The sequence below is a fragment of the Streptomyces sp. CC224B genome (assembly GCF_030010595.1).
In the GTDB taxonomy this organism is placed as follows: Bacteria; Actinomycetota; Actinomycetes; order Streptomycetales; family Streptomycetaceae; genus Streptomyces; species Streptomyces longispororuber.
Window position 1 is genome coordinate 1 of the sequence record NZ_JASCXL010000018.1, and the last position, 17222, is coordinate 17222.

General features: G+C 75.5%; 14 protein-coding genes. 8 read left to right on the top strand and 6 right to left on the bottom strand.

Going from position 1 to position 17222, the window contains the following annotated elements:
- Positions 1–530: 530 nt before the first annotated feature.
- Both QK440_RS09650 and QK440_RS09655 read right to left on the bottom strand, forming a co-directional pair.
- Positions 531–1283, bottom strand: coding sequence for a class I SAM-dependent methyltransferase (locus tag QK440_RS09650; RefSeq protein ID WP_282792596.1), 753 nt, complete (start codon positions 1281–1283; stop codon positions 531–533).
- Between the two features lie 241 nt (positions 1284–1524).
- Positions 1525–2535, bottom strand: coding sequence for a helix-turn-helix domain-containing protein (locus QK440_RS09655; RefSeq protein WP_282792597.1), 1011 nt, complete (start codon positions 2533–2535; stop codon positions 1525–1527).
- A 277-nt stretch (positions 2536–2812) separates the two neighbouring features.
- On the opposite strand from QK440_RS09655, the gene QK440_RS09660 reads away from it, so the two are divergent.
- Positions 2813–3691 (top strand): NAD(P)-binding domain-containing protein, encoded by an 879-nt coding sequence (locus QK440_RS09660; RefSeq protein WP_282792598.1) that lies wholly within the window; start codon positions 2813–2815, stop codon positions 3689–3691.
- 495 nt (positions 3692–4186) lie between these two features.
- Positions 4187–6409: an MMPL family transporter gene (locus QK440_RS09665; RefSeq protein WP_282792599.1), complete on the top strand. Its 2223-nt coding sequence runs from the start codon at positions 4187–4189 to the stop codon at positions 6407–6409.
- Between the two features lie 108 nt (positions 6410–6517).
- Here the strand turns inward: QK440_RS09665 and QK440_RS09670 are convergent, their stop codons facing one another.
- Positions 6518–7276, bottom strand: coding sequence for a class I SAM-dependent methyltransferase (locus QK440_RS09670; RefSeq protein ID WP_282792600.1), 759 nt, complete (start codon positions 7274–7276; stop codon positions 6518–6520).
- A gap of 220 nt (positions 7277–7496) precedes the next feature.
- Here QK440_RS09670 and QK440_RS09675 point away from each other — a divergent pair, with 220 nt between their 5' ends.
- The 3 genes from QK440_RS09675 to QK440_RS09685 all read left to right on the top strand — a co-directional run bounded on the left by QK440_RS09675 (position 7497) and on the right by QK440_RS09685 (position 11525).
- Complete coding sequence (locus QK440_RS09675) at positions 7497–9665, top strand: PEP/pyruvate-binding domain-containing protein (protein WP_282792601.1); 2169 nt, start codon at positions 7497–7499, stop codon at positions 9663–9665.
- Positions 9662–10576 carry a hypothetical protein gene (locus tag QK440_RS09680; protein ID WP_282792602.1) on the top strand — a complete coding sequence of 305 codons (915 nt, stop codon included), beginning with the start codon at positions 9662–9664 and terminating at the stop codon, positions 10574–10576. The genes QK440_RS09675 and QK440_RS09680 overlap by 4 nt, the downstream gene beginning before the upstream one ends.
- A gap of 187 nt (positions 10577–10763) precedes the next feature.
- Positions 10764–11525: a dual specificity protein phosphatase family protein gene (locus QK440_RS09685; protein ID WP_282792603.1), complete on the top strand. Its 762-nt coding sequence runs from the start codon at positions 10764–10766 to the stop codon at positions 11523–11525.
- A 91-nt stretch (positions 11526–11616) separates the two neighbouring features.
- Here the strand turns inward: QK440_RS09685 and QK440_RS09690 are convergent, their stop codons facing one another.
- Both QK440_RS09690 and QK440_RS09695 read right to left on the bottom strand, forming a co-directional pair.
- Positions 11617–12366, bottom strand: a complete 750-nt coding sequence (locus QK440_RS09690; RefSeq protein WP_282792604.1) for a tyrosine-protein phosphatase — start codon at positions 12364–12366, stop codon at positions 11617–11619.
- Positions 12367–12486: 120 nt separating this feature from the next.
- The gene (locus tag QK440_RS09695) at positions 12487–13119 is read right to left on the bottom strand and encodes a TetR/AcrR family transcriptional regulator (protein ID WP_282792605.1); all 633 of its coding nucleotides are present in this window, start codon (positions 13117–13119) and stop codon (positions 12487–12489) included.
- Between the two features lie 123 nt (positions 13120–13242).
- Between QK440_RS09695 and QK440_RS09700 the strand changes: the two genes are divergently transcribed.
- Positions 13243–14691 (top strand): amidase, encoded by a 1449-nt coding sequence (locus QK440_RS09700; RefSeq protein WP_282792606.1) that lies wholly within the window; start codon positions 13243–13245, stop codon positions 14689–14691.
- A 15-nt stretch (positions 14692–14706) separates the two neighbouring features.
- On the opposite strand, the gene QK440_RS09705 is transcribed toward QK440_RS09700, so the two are convergent.
- Positions 14707–15501 carry an arylamine N-acetyltransferase gene (locus tag QK440_RS09705; RefSeq protein ID WP_282792607.1) on the bottom strand — a complete coding sequence of 265 codons (795 nt, stop codon included), beginning with the start codon at positions 15499–15501 and terminating at the stop codon, positions 14707–14709.
- Positions 15502–15731: 230 nt separating this feature from the next.
- On the opposite strand from QK440_RS09705, the gene QK440_RS09710 reads away from it, so the two are divergent.
- Both QK440_RS09710 and QK440_RS09715 read left to right on the top strand, forming a co-directional pair.
- On the top strand, positions 15732–15878 hold the full coding sequence (locus QK440_RS09710) for a hypothetical protein (RefSeq protein WP_282792608.1): 147 nt from the start codon (positions 15732–15734) through the stop codon (positions 15876–15878).
- A 333-nt stretch (positions 15879–16211) separates the two neighbouring features.
- Positions 16212–17189 (top strand): hypothetical protein, encoded by a 978-nt coding sequence (locus QK440_RS09715; RefSeq protein ID WP_282792667.1) that lies wholly within the window; start codon positions 16212–16214, stop codon positions 17187–17189.
- Positions 17190–17222 lie beyond the last annotated feature (33 nt).

The following is a 17222-nucleotide window of genomic DNA, read 5'->3' on the forward strand; positions in this document are numbered from 1 at the left end:
GGCGCGGGGGGGGGGGGGGTGGGTTGGGGGGGTGGTGTCCGCGCCCGCCCGGGCGTGGGGCCCCGCCGCGGGGGGGGGGGGGGGGGGGGGGGGCCGCGGGGGCGGGCCGCGCCCCCCCCCCCCCCCACGACCGCGGCGCACCCGGCGGCGGCCCACCCGGCACGCCGGCGCCCGGACGGCGGACGGGACGGCGCCCGTCCGCCGCGGCCCGGCCGTGCCCCAGGCGGGCGCGGCCCGCCGCCCGGGGCGTCCTGCGGCACGTACCCGTTCATGACGGGCTCCTTCCGTCGCCCGCCACCGCGCGGGAGCGGGATCACGTCACTGGTCGCCCTCCACTCTTTCCGGGCGCCGGGCCGGACGCGTCGTGCGCCCGGCCGACGTGGTCCTGCATCCTTCGGCGCAGCTCCCGGGGGGCGTGCTCCGCCCCGGGGCCGGGGCCGGAGCCCGCCGAACGGTGCAGTGCCGCCCCGTTCCGGGGCCGCTCAGGCCCCCGCCGGAGCGGCCCGGCCCGGCCCGTCCGCGTGGGCCGCTCAGGCCTCCCTGCGGAACAGCCCCGCCCACAGGAAGGACTCGCCGAAGTGCGGGGAGTCCGGCGGCTCGGCGCGCATGCGGCGCAGCTCGACCTCGGTGAGACCGGTGAAGATCCGGCGCAGCGACTCGGCCGTGTACGCGAGACCGCCGTGCGGGCCGCCCTGCCGGTAGAACTCCGTGTCGGACAGCTCCGAGCCCATGCCGCCCGCGGCGAAGCAGGCCAGGACGAGGTGGCCGCCGGGAGCGAGCAGGCGGTCGAGCAGCGCGAGGTAGCTGACGCGCCGGTGCGGCGGCAGGTGGTGGAAGCAGCCCGAGTCGACGACGAGGTCGTAGGGCCCGGGCAGCGCGTCCGGGCCGAGCGCGAAGGCGTCGCCGTGGTGGAACCGGATGTCGGCACCGGCCTCGCGGGCCCGTTCGGCGGCCCACGCGAGGGCGGCCGGGGACAGGTCGACGGCGTCCACCGCGAAGCCGTGCGCGGCCAGGTGGAGCGCGTTGCGGCCCGGACCGCAGCCGAGGTCCAGGGCGCGGCCGGGGCGCAGGCGGCCGTCCTGGAGGTATCCGGCCAGGTGCTCGTCGGGCTTCGCCACGAAGAACGGCACCGGCCTCGACCGGTCGGTGTAGAACCCGTCCCACCAGTCGCCCGCGTCCGCCGTCCAGCGGTCCGCGTCCGGCGCGAACAGCCGGTCCATCAGCTCCAGCACGTCCTCGACACTGCGTATGTTCCGCTCGACCACGCGTGCGTCCCGGTCCATCCCGACCCCTTTCACGATGTGCCGTGACAGTACCGCCGAAGAGCACGAAAGCCCAGGTCAGGGCGGGTTTGGCGACCTCGTGTACGGGCCGGTGCGGGGCGTTCGCGGACACCCTGGCGGCGGCGTACGCGGACCCTCTCCGGAGCCCCGCCAGGCCCCGCGGCGGGCCGCCACGGGCCTGTTCCGGCCGCCGCCGGAGCGACTTTCCCGAAGCCGTCGGCGGCGCGGACGGCGCGGCGGGTCACGCGCCGCGCGGCACCTCCTGGCCCGCCCGGGAGAACGCCCGCCGGTAGTCGCTGGGCGAGACCCCCACGTGCTTGAGGAAGTGGTGGCGCAGGTTGTTCGCCGTGCCGAGGCCGCTGAGTTCGCCGACCTTCTCCACCGGCAGGTCGGTGGCCTCGAGCAGGCTCTGGGCGCGCGCGAGGCGCTGGTTGAGGAGCCACCGCAGCGGCGTCGTACCGGTGGCGGCCTGGAGCCGCCGGTAGAGCGTGCGCGGGCTCATCGCGGCGCGGCGCGCCAGGTCGTCGACCGTGAGCGGCCGGTCGAGGCGCTGCCGCGCCCACTCCAGGACCGGGCTCAGGCTCGCGTCGTCGGCCTCGGGCACCGAGAGGTCGATGAACTGGGCCTGTCCGCCGGGCCGGTGGGCGGGCACCACCATGCGGCGCGCGAGCTGGTTGGCCACGTGCGCGCCCAGGTCGCGGCGGACCAGGTGCAGGCACAGGTCGAGCCCCGCCGTCAGGCCGGCGCTGGTCAGCACGTCCCCCTCGTCGACGTACAGGACCGAGTCGTCGACCTCCACCTTCGGGTAGCGGGCGGCGAGTTGCCCGGTGTGCTGCCAGTGCGCGGTGGCGCGCCGGCCGTCGAGCAGGCCCGCCTCGGCCAGCGCGAAGGCGCCGTTGCACAGCGAGACCACGCGTGCGCCCGCCGCGTGCGCCCGGCGCAGCGCGTCGGTCAGGCCCTGCGGCATGGGGGCGCCCTCCTCGACGCAGGCGTCGGGCACGGAGGGCACGATGACGGTGTCCGCCCCGACGAGGTCGTCGAGGCCGTAGGGCGTGCGCACCTGGAACGCGAACGGGTGGGCGGCGTCCTGCCCCGCGGTCCCGGTGCCGCACAGCCGCAGGTCGTACCAGGGCTCGGCGAGGTCCGGCTGCGGCTTGCCGAACACCGTGCACGGGATGCTCAGTTCGTACAGGTCCCAGGAGGGGACCCCGATCTCCTCGGTGACGACCACCGCGACGGAACCAGCGCTCATCCGGGGAGGATACGGCCGCCCCGCGCCGTGGCGGGAATTTGGTGACCGGCGGCACCGGTGTCACTGTCCCGCGCCCCGGCCCGCTGCGAGGGTTCTCGTACGTGATCACCGCGGACCCCGCCGCACCGGCCGCACCCGGCGGACGTACGGCGACGCGCGACTACGAACACGATCACCGATCACCCGCCGCACCGGCCGCACCGGCCACGCGCGGCCGGGCCCACCCCGTACGACGAGAACGAACGCGTCCGGTGGACGCACGAGGAGCAAGCACACGATGAACGCTGAACGTCGCACCCCTGTCACCGTCCTCGGCCTCGGCAACATGGGCGCGGCCCTCGCCGCCGCCTTCCTGGAGCGCGGCCACGCGACCACGGTGTGGAACCGCACCGCGCACAAGGCCGAGGCGTCGGCCGCGCGCGGCGCCCGTGTGGCGGCGACCCCCGAAGAGGCGGTGGCCGCCGCCGATTTGGTCGTCGCCTGCGTCCTGGACTACGACGCGCTGCACGAGGTCGTCGACCCCGTGGCGGCGACGCTCGCGGGCCGCACCCTGGTCAACCTCACCACCGGATCGCCCGAGCAGGCCCGGGACTTCGCCGCCTGGGCCGCCGACCGCGGCATCGCGTACCTGGACGGCGCGGTCATGACCACGCCGCCCGGTGTCGGCAGCCCGGAGATGATGTTCCTCTACAGCGGTGCGCGGGAGGCCTTCGACGCCCGCGCGTCCGCGCTGGAGGCGCTCGGCGACCCGCTGTACCTCGGGGAGGACGCGGGCCTCGCCTCGCTGTACGACGTGGCCCTGCTCGGTCTGATGTGGGCGTCCTTCGGGGGCTGGCTGCACGGCACCGCGCTGGTCGGCGCGGACGGCGCGAAGGCGGCGGACTTCGGGCGGCTGGCCGTGCGCTGGCTCGGCGGCGCCGTCAGCGGGTTCATCACGCGCTACGCGGCCCAGGTGGACGACGGCCGCTACCCGGGCGACGACGCGACCGTCGACGTGCAGATCGCGGCCATCGGCCACCTCATCCACGCGGCGGCCGACCGCGGCGTCGACAACGCGCTGCCGGAGCTGCTCAAGGCGGCCATGGAGCGCACCAGTGCCGCCGGCCACGGCGCGGACAGCTTCGCGAGTGTGATCGAGGTGCTGAAGAAGCACTGAAGGCGGTCCGGGACGTCCACGGCCGCTGAGGGGCGTGACGCAGCCCCTGAAGGGAACGCGGAGCAGTCCCTGGCGGGAGCGTGAAACGGACGGTTCCGGTCCGCCGTGGGCGGGGGTGCCGCGACGGCGGGCGCGGGGGCCGACCCCTCGGCACACCCGCCCCGCCACCGCGCTGGTGTCTCAAACACCACCCCTCCCGAAAAGCGGAGAGGCTGGTGAAATGACCGATATGGGCCGAGGGTTGATCCACAAGAGACGCAGGTCACACCGCTGGTACATGAGATCTACATGTACCGGGGCCGTCTCCTACCCGAGGATGACTCGGCCGACTTCCGACTACGACGGACGTGGGCCAGGACTCCGGCCCGCAGTCTGACTTCCGGACTCGTTGCTGCCGTCACGATGGAGGGGATCCTGCCGACCCCTCCTGTCGCGCGGCGCGGTGCCGCCGGAGGTCGGCCTTGCTTGCCAAACCCGACGGGAGTCTCGTTCGCCGTGGCTACGTTCCTCTACAAACTAGGCCGTCTCGCCTTCAGACGGCGCTGGTGGATGGCACTGATATGGGTGCTGCTCTTCATCGGCGCGGGCGTCGCGGCATCGTCGGCTCCCGCACCGCCCGCCGATACGTTTTCCATGCCCGGCACGGAGTCGCAGAAGGCCTTCGACCTGCTGGACGAACGGTTCCCGCAGACCAGCGCCGACGGGGCCACGGCCCGCGTCGTGGTCCGCGCCCCCGGCGGTGAGAAGATCACCGGCGGCGAGAACAAGGCGAAGGTCGAGAAGCTCGTCGACCGCCTGGGCAAGGGCCCGAAGGTCTCCAAGGTCGACGACCCGTACAAGGCGGACGCGGTCAGCAAGGACGGCACCACCGTCTACGCCACGGTGTCGTACAAGGTCACCGGCTCCGAGCTGACGGACAAGAACAAGGACGCCCTGGTCGACATCCTCAAGGACGCCCGCAAGGACGGCCTGACCATCGAGGCCGGCGGTGACGCCGTGCCGACCGAGCAGTCCATGGGCGGCAGCGCCGAGATGATCGGCATCGCGGTTTCCGCGGTGGTCCTGATCATCACCTTCGCCTCGCTGATCGCGGCGGGCATGCCGATCCTCACCGCGCTCATCGGCGTCGGCATCGGCATCTCCTCCATCACCGCGCTCGGCAGCACCCTGGAGCTGTCCAGCACCACGTCGACGCTGGCCATGATGATCGGCCTCGCGGTCGGCATCGACTACGCCCTGTTCATCGTCTCCCGCTACCGGGCCGAACGGGCCGAGGGCCGCCTGCCGGAGGACGCGGCGGGCCGCGCCGTCGGCACCGCGGGCTCCGCGGTGGTCTTCGCCGGCCTCACCGTCGTCGTCGCCCTCTCCGGCCTCGCCGTCGTGAACATCCCGATCCTCACGAAGATGGGCCTCGCCGCGGCCGGCACGGTCGTGATCGCCGTACTGATCGCGCTCACCCTCATCCCGGCGCTGCTCGGCATCGCGCCCCGCCGCGTGCTGCGCCGCAAGGACCGCAAGAAGCCCCTCGGCGTCCCGTTCACCGACCCGAACGCCAAGCCGAAGCTCGGCACCCGCTGGGCCCGCTTCGTGCTGCGCCGCCCGCTCATCGTGCTGCTCTTCGCCGTCGTCGGCCTCGGCGCCGTGGCCTCCCCGGCCGCCAAGCTGGAACTCGGCCTGCCCGACGAGGGCACGTACGCGACCGAGACCACGCAGCGCAAGGCGTACGACATGCTGTCGGACTCCTTCGGCAAGGGCTTCAACGGCCCGCTGACGGTCGTCGTCGACAAGGACAAGGGCGCGGGCGCCGCCGCCAAGGAGGTCGGCGACGCGCTGAAGAAGTTCGACGGCATCGTCACCGTCACCCCGGCCGCGCCCAACAAGGCCGACAACACGGCGACGATGACCGCCGTGCCCAAGACCGGCCCGAGCGACGCCGACACCGAGAAGCTGGTCAAGAAGATCCGCTCGGACATCAGCGCCGTCGAGGCCAAGACCGGCTCCGAAGTCCTGATCACCGGCGCGACCGCCATGACCATCGACTTCTCGCAGACCCTCGACGACGCGCTCATCCCGTACCTGGCGCTCGTCGTCGGCCTGGCCTTCCTGCTCCTGATGCTGGTGTTCCGCTCGATCCTGGTCCCGCTGAAGGCGGCGCTCGGCTTCCTGCTCTCGGTGCTCGCGGCGCTCGGCGCGGTGGTCGCGGTCTTCCAGCAGGGCCACCTCGCCGACCTCTTCGGCGTCGACCAGCCCGGCCCGATCATGAGCATGATGCCGATCTTCATGATCGGTGTGGTGTTCGGCCTGGCCATGGACTACGAGGTGTTCCTCGTGACGCGGATGCGCGAGGCGTACGTCCACGGCGAGCGCCCGGGCGAGGCCATCGTCACCGGCTTCACCCACGGCGGACGCGTCGTCGCCGCCGCCGCGATCATCATGATCAGCGTCTTCTCCGGCTTCATCATGGAGGACGACGACATGATCAAGATGATGGGCTTCGGCCTCGCCGCCGCCGTCCTGTTCGACGCCTTCGTCGTCCGCATGGCGATCGTCCCGGCCGTCCTGGCCCTGCTCGGCAAGTCCGCCTGGTGGCTGCCGCGCTGGCTCAACGCGATCCTGCCGAACGTCGACGTGGAGGGCGAGAAGCTCTACAAGCGGCTCGCCCAGACCGGCGGCGCCCCGTACTCCGACCCGGAGCGCGAACTGCAGCACACGCGCTGACCCACCCCGGCCGGGGGCACGCCCCCGGCCCGGCGCACGGCCCGGCGGCCCGGTGACCTCTTCGGTCACCGGGCCGCCGGCGTATGCGGGCCGCCGCCCCGGCCGGGGTCAGGCCCCGGCGGCGGGCTCCCGCTCCTTGCGCGCGTCCAGGATCGCGGCGTGCGGGTGCGCCAGGTACGGCGCCCAGAAGTCGTCGCCGGGCCCGGCCCCGTCGGCCAGCCGGTGCGCCTCCCACCGCGGCGCGCCGAACCCCGCCTCGGCCAGGGCCCTCTCCAGCGAGGCGGCGGTCCAGTAGCGCGCGGTGAACGCGGCGCTGTGCTCCCCGACGGTGAACGAGAAGCCCACCGGCGCCCCGTCGTGCCGCTCGCCCACCTCCAGGCGGAAGCCGTAGCGCTCGTAGTAGTGCTCCGGGTCCGGGTGCAGCTCGGGGTGGATGGGCAGCGTCAGGAACCGCCCGCCGGGGCGCAGCGCCGCCGCCACGTCCCGGCACATCCCGACCAGCTCCTCGTACGTGGTGGCGTGCGGCAGCACGTACACGCCGAGCACGACGTCGAAGGCGCCGTGCAGGTGGTCCGGGAGCGGCCCCGTGACGTACTCGACGCCCAGGCGGTCGTCCTCCTCGCGGCGGCGGCAGTGGTCGACCATGCCCTCGGACGCGTCGAGGCCCACGACCCGCCGCGCGCCCCTGCGCGCGAGCAGCCGGGTGTACACGCCGCTGCCGCAGCCGAAGTCGAGGACGTCCAGGTGCGCGAGGTCGCCGAGGTGGCCGAGCACGGTGGGGAACTCCAGGCGCTGCCGGAACGCCATGTCCGACGACTCCTCGTATATCTGGCCGAGCTCGTCGAACTGCCTGCTGCTGCTGGTCACGTCTTCTCCTTCTGGCATCGGGTGGGGCCCATCTTCCTCAGGCCGCCCGCCGCGCCGCCAGCGCCCCGGCGCGGTCACGGCCGCGCCCGCCCTGGTCACCGGGCGGTTTGGCGTGATTCACGCGGCCGTGAACTCAACTTCGGGGCCCGGACACGCGTCCGTGCCAAGGGCTGGACGATTCCCGGGCCCGCGAGGTGCTGTCGGGCGAAGGAGGCAGGTCATGACCGGGGCCGACACGGACCGGCTCGACACGGACCGGCTCGACGTGGTGGGGCTGGACGCGCGACGCGCCCGCGACCCCCGCACCGCGGGGGCGAAGGCCGCCCACCTGGCCCGGGCGGCCAGGGCGGGGCTGCCCGTGCTGCCGGGCTTCGTGCTGGTGCCCGCCGGCCGGGCAGCCGACACCGGCGCCGAGGGGACCGGTGCCGCCGAGGGCGGGCCCGTCGGTGCCCGCGGCGGGAGCGAACTGCGCCGCGCCTGGCGGGCGTTGAGCCAGGACGGGGCGCGCCCCCTGGTCGTGCGCTCCTCCTCGGCGTACGAGGACGCGGCCGACTCCTCCCTCGCCGGGCTCTTCGAGACCGTGCTCGACGTACGCGGCTGGGGCGACTTCACGGACGCCGTACGGCGGGTGCTGCACTCGGCGCGGCGCACCCCGCGGCCGGGCGCGGACGGCGCCCCGCCCGGCGGCATGGCGGTACTCGTGCAACCCATGGTGCGCGCGGCCTTCGGCGGCGTGCTGTTCGGCGCCGACCCGATGACCGGGCGCCGCGACCGGGTCGTCGTCAGCGCCGTCGACGGCGGCCCCGACCGGCTGGTGAACGGCAGCGTGCAGGGCGTGCGCTACCACCTCACCCGGCACGGCCGGCTGCTCGACACCGAGCCGGACGAACCCCGCGACGCGCGGCTCCTCGACCGCGCCCGCCTGCTGCGGCTGCTGCGCCTCGCGCGCGACGCCGAGCGGGAGTTCGGCGGCCCGCAGGACATCGAGTTCGCCTTCGGCGCCGACGGCCGGCTGTGGCTGTTCCAGACCCGCCCCATCACCGCGATGCCCGCGCGCCCGCCGCGCCGCGCCCGGCTGCTCGGCCCGGGGCCGGTCGCCGAGACCTTCCCCGGCGTCCTGCAGCCGCTGGAGGAGGACCTGTGGCTGGTGCCCATGGCGCACGGCCTCGCGGTGGCCCTGGACGTCGCGGGCGCGGCCCCGCGCCGCCGCCTGCGCCGGCTGCCGCCGGTGACCACCGTCGACGGCCGCGCCGCCGCGGATTTGAGGCTGCTCGGCGCGGCCCCGCCGGCCCACCGCCTGCTGGGGTTCCTCAACCCGGCGCCCGCGGCGCGCCGGGCCGCGGCCGCCTGGCGGATGGGCCGGGTCCGCACCACCCTGCCGATGCTCGCGCTGGACCTGACGGCCGACGTCGACCGGTACCTGGGCGAACTGCCCGCCCCCGCCGAGATGCTGAGCGGCCAACTGCTCGCCGCCGTCTCCTGGGGGCGTACGGCGCTGTCCGCGCTGCACGCCCAGGAGTCGCTCGCCGGCGCCCTGCTCGGCCCGGGGTCGGGCGCCACGGCCGTGGGCGAGGCGCTCGCGGTGCTGTCCGAGGCGCGCGCGGGCGAGCCCGACGACGCCCGGCTCATCGCCCGCCACCCCGTCCTCCTGTCGCTCCTGCCGCCCACGCTGGGCGACCGCCCGCCGCTGCCGGAGCGCACCGGCTGGACCGGGGCGCCGCGCGGCACGGCCGTGCTGCCCGCGCGGGAGGGGCTGCGGCTGCGTGTCCGCTGGGTGCAGGAGATGCAGGCGGGCATGGTGCGGGAGATGGCCCGCCGCCTGACCGCCGTGGACCTCCTCGACGACCCGGGCCGCGTGGCCCTGCTGCGCTGGGCCGAGCTGACCGCCGCGGGCGACGGCGCGGGCCTGCCCGCCGACCTGCCCGAGCGGCTGCCGCGGCCGCAGCGCTCCGAACTGCCCGCCGCGTTCCGCCTCGCGGACGGCCGCCCGGTGGCCGAGCCGGGCCGGCGCCGGGCGGCCACCGGCGGCCAGGGCGCGGGCGGCGGCTTCGGCTCCGGCACGGCCTGGCACGGCGCTGGGGAGCGCCCCCGGTTCGCGGTCCTCGTCGTCCGGGCCCTGGACCCGGCGCTCGCCCCGCTGCTTCCCGGGCTCACCGGCCTGGTCGCCGAGACCGGCAGCGTCCTGTCCCACCTCGCGGTGCTCGCGCGGGAGTACCAGGTGCCGACGGCCGTCGGCGTCCCCGACGCCCTGGAGCGCTTCCCCGCCGGGACCCGGCTGACCGTCGACGGCTCCACCGGGGCCGTGGAAGCCGTGCGGATGGCGGCCGTCGGCGAACCGCCGGGCCCGCGCGCGCACGGCGCCGACCACACGGAGGGCATGGCGTCATGAAGTACGCGAGTTACCTCTTCGGCGGTCTGACCGCCGCCGCCGCGGCCACCTACAGCGTCGTCTACCTCACGCGTTGGGAGTGGCAGCGGGCCCTCATCTGCGGCATGCTCCTGCTGGTCATCGAGGGCCTCCTGGTGGGCACGGTGCTGCTGAGCCGCCTCAGCCGCCTGGAGCGGCAGCTCGCCGACTCCGGCCGGCGCACCGAGGAGGTGTGGCGGCGCCTCCAGGAGTCCCGCGCCGAGGAGGGCGTACGGTTCCGCTGGCTGGAGCCCGGCTCCTGTGACGGCACCCACCGCACCTACGTCTTCGTGCCGGTCCTGATGGCGGCCGGGGCCCTGCTGTCGGGCGTCGCCTGGGTCGTGCAGAAGATCTCGGCGGCCACCGTCCGGCCCGGCGCCGAGCGCCGGCTCGCCGGACGGCTCGCCCGCCTCGCCGCTCCCGCGCCGCCCGGACCGCGGGGCCGGACACCGGAGCTGGAGGACGTCGAGGCCGTGCCCCGGCCCCGGGTGCTGCGCGGTGTCGTGGTGGGCGGTGCCGTCGTGGTCGCCGGGCTGCTGCTCGCGCTCTTCGTGGAGACGCTGTCCGACGCCACGCAGACCCGGCCCGGCAAGGCCACCGGCGCCGCCGCGACCACCGTCGTCTACCGGGTGCGGGTGCACGGCACCGACGACGCGCACGCCCGGGCCCTGGCCGCCCGCGCCCTGTGGGAGAGCTGCCGCCGCTCCACGGCGGCCCTGAACGTCCACGCCCCGCTGGCCCGCCTGGACGGCGACGTCTGGGCCGGGGTGATCCGCCCGGCCCTCTCCGAGCACGACGTGATGCGGCTCCACGGCTGCCTCGCCGACGCCACGGCGCACCGCACCAGCGCGCAGGTCCTCGGCCAGGGCCAGGTGGAACAGGCCGCCCGGTGAGCGGCCCGCTGCCGGGGTGGCCAACCGGCCTGTGCACGCCGTGAGTTGAGCGTACGTCTGGGGCGCGTGAGGGCCGTGGACCGGGTCGCCGGGCCGGTGCGGCGCCGGTAGCCTGGACGGCATCCGTGTACCGTCCCCTGCCGAAGTCCGGCGTGCGGCACCGCGCGCCTGTGGTGGTGACCGCCTGTTGTCCCGTGCCCCGTCTGTCCGTGACGCCTCCGCCCGTACCGTCGCCGTCCTCACCTCGGCGGCCGCCACCGCGATCGCCGCGTGCGCGGGCGCGGGCGGCAGACTGGGGCTCCACCGGCCCGCCCCCCGCCGCACCGCGAAGCTCGTCGGCCTGTGCGTGCTCGGCTACACCGCCTTCTGGCTCACCGCGTCCCTGGGCGTCCTCGCCGTGTCCGCCTGGGCGGGGGAACGCGTCGGAGCCGAGCGGGAGTTGACCGGCGTCCGGCACTTCCAGCAGGTCGACGACCGCCTCTGGCGCGGCTCCGCGCCGACCGGGGCGGGGTACCGCGCGCTCGCCGCGCACGGCATCCGCACCGTCGTGGACCTGCGGGCCGAGGATCTGGGCGCGGCGGAGCTGGCACGGCCCGGGCGCGCGGGCCTCGACGTCGTACGGATGCCGGTCCGCGACGGGCAGACGCCCGACAGCGCGCAGGTCGACCGGTTCCTGCGCGTCGTCGCCGAGGCCGAGGGACCGGTCTTCGTGCACTGCGGCGCGGGCGTGGGGCGCACCGGCTCCATGACGGCCGCCTACCTGGTCCGCACGGGGCAGGCCACGCCGGGCCAGGCGGCCCTGCGGACCGTCGCGGTCGGCCCGCCGTCGCTCGAGCAGATCTACTACGTGCTCAGCGCCGACCGGGACGTCAGCCGCCAGCCTCCGGGCGTGGTGTCCCTGGTCAGCCGCCTGGCGGACGCGCCGCGCCGCATCAAGGCCTCGCTGTAGGCGCTCCGCCGCGCGAGGCTTCCCCGCGGGGCGGGCCGACGCGGCACCGGGGCCTCACCGCTGGGCCTGCCGCGCCGCGGAGGGGCCCGGGTCAGGCCCCCGCCCCGGCCGGCTCCTCCAGGAGCGCGGCCCGCAGCGCGGCGGCCAGCTCCTCGTCCACGCCCAGGAGTTCGGCGGCGTACCCGGGCAGGGAGCCGTACCGCTCGGCGATCCGGGCGAGGAAGAGCCGCATCACCTTCGCGGGCGCGCGCCCGTAGTCCGGCCAGACCGGCTCGCGGCCCGGGTGGGCGGCCCGCCAGTCGGCGAGGAGCCGCTCACTGGCCAGGCCGGTGAGGGCGAAGTCCTCGACGATGTCCGCCTCGGCGACCCCGCACAGGCTCAGGACCAGCGCGGCGAGCAGCCCGGTGCGGTCCTTGCCGGACGCGCAGTGGAACACCACGGGCCCCGCCCCGGCGTCGGCGATCACCTCCAGTGCCCGGCGCAGCTCCCGCACGCCGTCCTCGGCGACCTCCAGATAGCGCTCGGCGAGATAGGGCCCGGCCTGCACGTCGGGGCCCAACGCCGCCTGGTCGTAGGGGCGGTGCTCGACGCTCAGGTTGTGGTAGCCGAACGACGCGTGCTCCGGCACCCGGCCCCTGCCCTCGATCTCCCAGGGGTAGCGCAGGTCGATGACCGTGCGGACGCCGAGGCCGAGGAAGCGCTCCCAGTCGGCGTCCCGCAGCTTGCCCAGCGAGTCCGACCGGTACACCCGGCCCCACCGCACCGTACGGCCGTCCGCGGCCCGATAGCCGCCCAGGTCACGGAAGTTGTGCAGCCGCTCGAAACCAATGTGTCTGTCCACGGGCGGCAGCCTAGGCGCGGGCGCGCCCGTCGGCCGCGACGAAGATCACCGCCCGTGCCGGGCCGTCCGCGGTGCCGCCGTCTGGACACGGGGGCGGGGGCGTGCTGGGGCGCGGCGCGGTCAGCGGGCGTCCGCGCCGCCGGTCCCGCCGTCGCCGGGGGAGCGGTGCCGGTCCACGATCCCCTCGACGATCCTCAGCAGCCGCTCCCCGGTCCGGTCGATGCTGCCGTTCTGCGTGCTGACCTGCGCGCCTTCGAGGACGAACGTGATCTCTGCGGCGGCCTGTCCGGGGTCGGTGAGACCGGCCGCGGCGCACATGGCGACCAGCCTGCGGGTCTGCCGGGCCTTATGCTCCTCGATGACCCGCCGCGCGGGGTGGGAGCGGTCCGGCAGCTCGGCGAGGGAGTTGATGAACGGGCAGCCCCGGTACGACACGTCCGGCAGCCCCTCGGCGATGAAGCGGGCGAGCCCGAGGATCTGCTCCCGGGGCCGGTCGGGGTACGCGGCCTCGACCCGGTCGAAGGCGGCCTGGTACTCGGCGGCGACGATCCGCAGCCACTCCGCGACCAGGGCGTCCTTGGTCTCGAAGTGCCGGTAGATGGCCATCTTGGTGGTCTCGGCCCGCTCGGCGATCGCCTGCACGCCCACCCGCCGGATGCCCTCGCTGCGGAAGAGCTCCTCCGCCGCGTCGAGGATGCGCTCGCGGGGCGGCAGCTTCGCCACCCTGCTCGGCCTTGCGGCGGTCGATGCCATGACTGCTCCGTCACATCCGGTCGGCGGTCCCTTGCCTCCCTGCTACGGTACCAGCCAGTCTCTGGCGATACCGATCGGTATCGCCAGAGACTCGTCAGTATCGTTCGAGTGCTGGGAGGGACAGTGAGAAGTGCCGAGTACGTGCGCCACGACGCGGTCGGGCTCGCGGAGCTGGTCACCGCGGGCGAGGTGGCGCCGGCCGAACTGGAGGCGGCGGCCCACGCGGCCGCGCGGGCGGTCGACCGGCTCGGAGCCGTGGTGGAGACGTGGCCGACCGACGACCGGCCCCGCCCCGGCAGCGCGCCGCTGGCGGGAGTGCCCTTCCTCATCAAGGACATCGGCGTCACCATGGCCGGCCGGCGCACCGAGCTGGGCAGCCGTCTCGCGGCCGGCCTCGTCGCCGCCGCCGACTCCTTCCTGATGCGGCGCTTCCGCCGCGCGGGCCTGGTGACGTTCGGCCGGACCGCGACACCGGAGCTGGCGTACGACATCACGACGGAACCCGTGCTGTACGGCGCCACCCGCAACCCGTGGGACCCGGAGCGGAGCGCGGGCGGGTCCAGCGGGGGCGCGGCCGCGGCCGTGGCCGCCGGGGTCGTCCCCGTCGCCCACGGCACCGACGCCGCCGGGTCGCTCCGCATCCCCGCCGCCTGCACCGGCACCTTCGGGCTCAAGCCCACCCGCGGCCGGATCTCCATGGGCCCCGACGCCGACGAGGTCTTCCACGGCCTGGCCGTGCACGGCGCCGTCAGCCGCACGGTGCGCGACAGCGCGGTGCTGCTCGACCTGACGCGCGGCCCCGAGCCGGGCGACCCCTACACCGCCCCCGAGCCGTCCCGCCCGTACGCGGAGGAGGTCACCCGCCCCCCGGGCCCGCTGCGCGTCGGCGTCCTGGCCCAGGCGTGGGGCGGGCGGCGCACCGCCGCGCCGGTGGCCGACGCCCTCGCCCGCACCGTGGACCTGCTCGACTCCCTCGGGCACCGGGTGGCGGAGGCGAAGGTCCCCCTCGGGGCCGACTGGGAGGAGTTCGTCCTGGCCCACGCCCGGCTGTCGACGGCGAACATCGCGGCCACGGTCGACGCGCTGGCCGCCGCCCTCGGCCGGCCCGTCGACGCCTCGACCCTCGAACCGGTGACCCTGGCCGCCCACCGCGACGGGCAGCGGGTCAGCGGCCCCCAGCTCGTCGCCGCCCTCGGCCTGCGGAACCAGGTCACGCGCGCCCTGGCCCGGGCCTTCGACACGTACGACGTGCTGCTCAGCCCGACCCTGCCGGACCTGCCGCCGCCGCTGGGGACCCTGGCCGAGGGCGCGGCGGCGCTGGACGGCCTCGGCTGGACCGACCGCCTCCTCGACCGCTCGCCGTTCACCGCGGTGTTCAACGTGACGGGCATGCCCGCCATGTCCGTGCCGCTGACGGCCGATCCCGGGACGGGGCTGCCGATCGGCATGCAGTTCGCCGCCGGCCACGGGCGTGAGGACCGCCTCTTCCGCCTCGCCGGACAGCTCGAACGGGCGAGCCCGTGGGCGGACCGGACGCCCGCGGTATGGGCGGGACACCCCACGGGCGGCTGACCGGCGGCCGGGCCCTCAGCGCCCCCCGACCCGCGCCGGCTCCGCGAGCCGCGGCACCCGGTCGAGCACGATGCCGAAGTGGCGGGCGTACGCGTCGAGGACCTCGGCGTCCGAGGCGAGTTCGGTCACGTGCTTCTCGTCGCCGGTGGTGACCGTGAGCCTGTCGCCGCTGAGCGTGACCCGCCCGGTGCCGGTGAGCACCGTGCACACCAGCGACCGGGTGAAGTGGGACTTCGGCGAGGTGCGGTGGTACCAGGCCCCGGCGGCGAAGTCGGCGAGCGCCCGCGGCCGCGTCTCCAGCAGGTACTGCGGCCGCCCGTCCCGCAGGACGTCGAGGTCGCCGCCGGGCGCCTCGGCGATCCGGAACGTGCCGCCCGGGTCGGCCTGGTCGCCGCGCTCCGTGAAGTCCAGCGGGAAGTGGCTGTGCGTGCCGAAGCCGATGTCGGCGAGCCAGTCGCCGCCGTCGGCGGTGCGCACCCGCAGCGCCATGTGGTCGTACGGGATGCCGACCCGGTCCTCCTGGTACACGCGGGCCGGGAGCAGCCCGACGTCGTAGCCGAGGGCGGCGAGCAGGGCGGCGAAGGCGCCGTTGAGCTCGAAGCAGAACCCGCCCCGGCGGCGCTCGACGACCTTCGCGACGAGGTCCTCCTCGGTGAGGTCGACCTCCTCGCCGTCGTGGATCGAGAGGTTCTCGAACGGCACGCTCCGCAGATGGGCGAGGTGCAGCGCGCGCAGCGCCGCCGAGGTGGGCGACGCGGGCCGCTCGGCGCCGATGCGGCGCAGATAGGCGTCTGTCTGTGCGGTGTCCATGCCGCCAAGTCTCACGCACCGTGATCGCCCCGGGCCACGGCCGGGAGGCGAGACCCGCGTCGGCCCTCGGTCCTAGGCCCCGGGCCCGAGGGGCACGCGGCCGCCGCTCTCGGGAGACGGCGAGCGCAGTGGCCCGCGGGTCGATGGCATCAGGGGAACGGCTGGGGGTAGGCGAACAGCGATCCTGACAACGCCCGCCGCCCCGTCGGCGGGGTCCCGGGGAGGAACCCATGGCCGGACTCATCGCACGCCTCAAGGCTTACAGCCGTACGCCGCAGGGCCGACGGACCATCAGCTCCGCGCGCCGGGCCGCGTCCGACCCGCGCAAGCGCGCACAGGCCCGCTCGCTCCTCACCCGCCTGCGCGGGCGCCGCTGACACCGTCGCCGGCCCGCGTACGGCGGCGACCGTGCCACCCGTTCGCGGGTGACGGGGGCCGTACTCCCCGTGACGGGCCGTACGGGCGGTACGGGGCGGGTCGGCGAGCCGTACGGGCGGCTCGGCCGGGTCAATCAGGGGCAATGGGTCGCTATAGGGTGTACGTTCTGTTTCTTTTTCGCACACGACGTACCCGGAGAGTAATCCGTGACCGCAGTGATCGCCCCGTCCGCCCCGGCTGACCCGTCGGAAGCGGCCGCCCCCGCCGCCGACGCGCCCCAGGACGTACGCGATGACGCACAGGAGACCGCGCACGAGGCCGCGCGGGAGCTCGTGGCGCGCGACGCCCGCGAGTTCGGGGTGTACGCGCGCACCGGCGGGTGGGCGTTCGGGCTGAAGGTGGCGCGCAGCGTGCGCCCGGGCGGGCAGTCGGCGGCGGAGACGCCGAAGGTGTCCGCGAAGGAGTTCGGCGAGCTGGCCGGGTGCTCCGCGGAGCGCGTCATGCGCTACTACAAGGCCTGGGACCGGGCCGCCGACGACGGGCTCGTGCCGCACTTCGAGGAGCTCGCGCCGGGCCAGGAGGTCGAGCTGCCGGACGCCGACGTGTGGCTCACCTACTACGTGCCGCGCTCCAGCGCCACCTCCGCGCGCGGCACCGCGATCACCGCCGCCGCCGAGGCCGAGGGCATCCGCCCCACCAAGGCCCTGGAGGTCGCCGAGAACCCCACCGCGCTGCGCGCCGCGATCCTCGCCGACCCCTCCACCGCCCAGGCCGCCCGGTACGCGCTGCTCGACCGGCTCAAGGAGGACCCGGCCCTGCAGACGGAGCTGGCCCGGGACATCGCCCGTACCGACGACCTGAAGAAGGCCGTCGCGGGCGAGGCCAGGGCCGCCGACCGCATCGAGTACGTCCGCAAGGTCGCGGAGGAGGGCCAGGTCAGGACCCCCGCCGGACAGACCATCGACGCCCCCGCCGCGCTGCGCATGGAGGCCGAGCGGCACCTGTCCCTGATCGACGAGCTGGACGACGCCGAAGAGGCCGGCGAGTGGGCGGCGGAGGCGTACGACACCGTCAGGACCCTGGTCGCCGAGACCGTCGAGGCGGACCCCGAACTGCGCGTGCAGGAGCGCAGGACGAAGTTCTACAGCAGCCTCCAGAAGGCCACGAAGGTCTTCGAGGAGCTGACCCTCGACGACGCCGCCGACTTCGGCGACATCTACGAGGACGACATGGTCCAGCGCCTCGAAGAGCTCCAGCAGGCCATCACCACCTGCCTGACGGCACTGCGCAGGGCGTCGTCGACGGACTGACCCGGGGACCGGGCCGCGCGGGCCCGGCCGGTG

What these genes read in the sequence shown, in the direction of transcription:
- QK440_RS09655 (WP_282792597.1), bottom strand. Translation starts at nt 2,535, where the DNA reads ATGAGCGCTGGTTCCGTCGCGGTGGTCGTCACCGAGGAGATCGGGGTC.
- QK440_RS09695 (WP_282792605.1), bottom strand. Translation starts at nt 13,119, where the DNA reads ATGGCATCGACCGCCGCAAGGCCGAGCAGGGTGGCGAAGCTGCCGCCC.
- QK440_RS09680 (WP_282792602.1), top strand. Translation starts at nt 9,662, where the DNA reads ATGAAGTACGCGAGTTACCTCTTCGGCGGTCTGACCGCCGCCGCCGCG.
- QK440_RS09660 (WP_282792598.1), top strand. Translation starts at nt 2,813, where the DNA reads ATGAACGCTGAACGTCGCACCCCTGTCACCGTCCTCGGCCTCGGCAAC.
- QK440_RS09675 (WP_282792601.1), top strand. Translation starts at nt 7,497, where the DNA reads ATGACCGGGGCCGACACGGACCGGCTCGACACGGACCGGCTCGACGTG.
- QK440_RS09710 (WP_282792608.1), top strand. Translation starts at nt 15,732, where the DNA reads ATGGCCGGACTCATCGCACGCCTCAAGGCTTACAGCCGTACGCCGCAG.
- QK440_RS09705 (WP_282792607.1), bottom strand. Translation starts at nt 15,501, where the DNA reads ATGGACACCGCACAGACAGACGCCTATCTGCGCCGCATCGGCGCCGAG.
- QK440_RS09650 (WP_282792596.1), bottom strand. Translation starts at nt 1,283, where the DNA reads ATGGACCGGGACGCACGCGTGGTCGAGCGGAACATACGCAGTGTCGAG.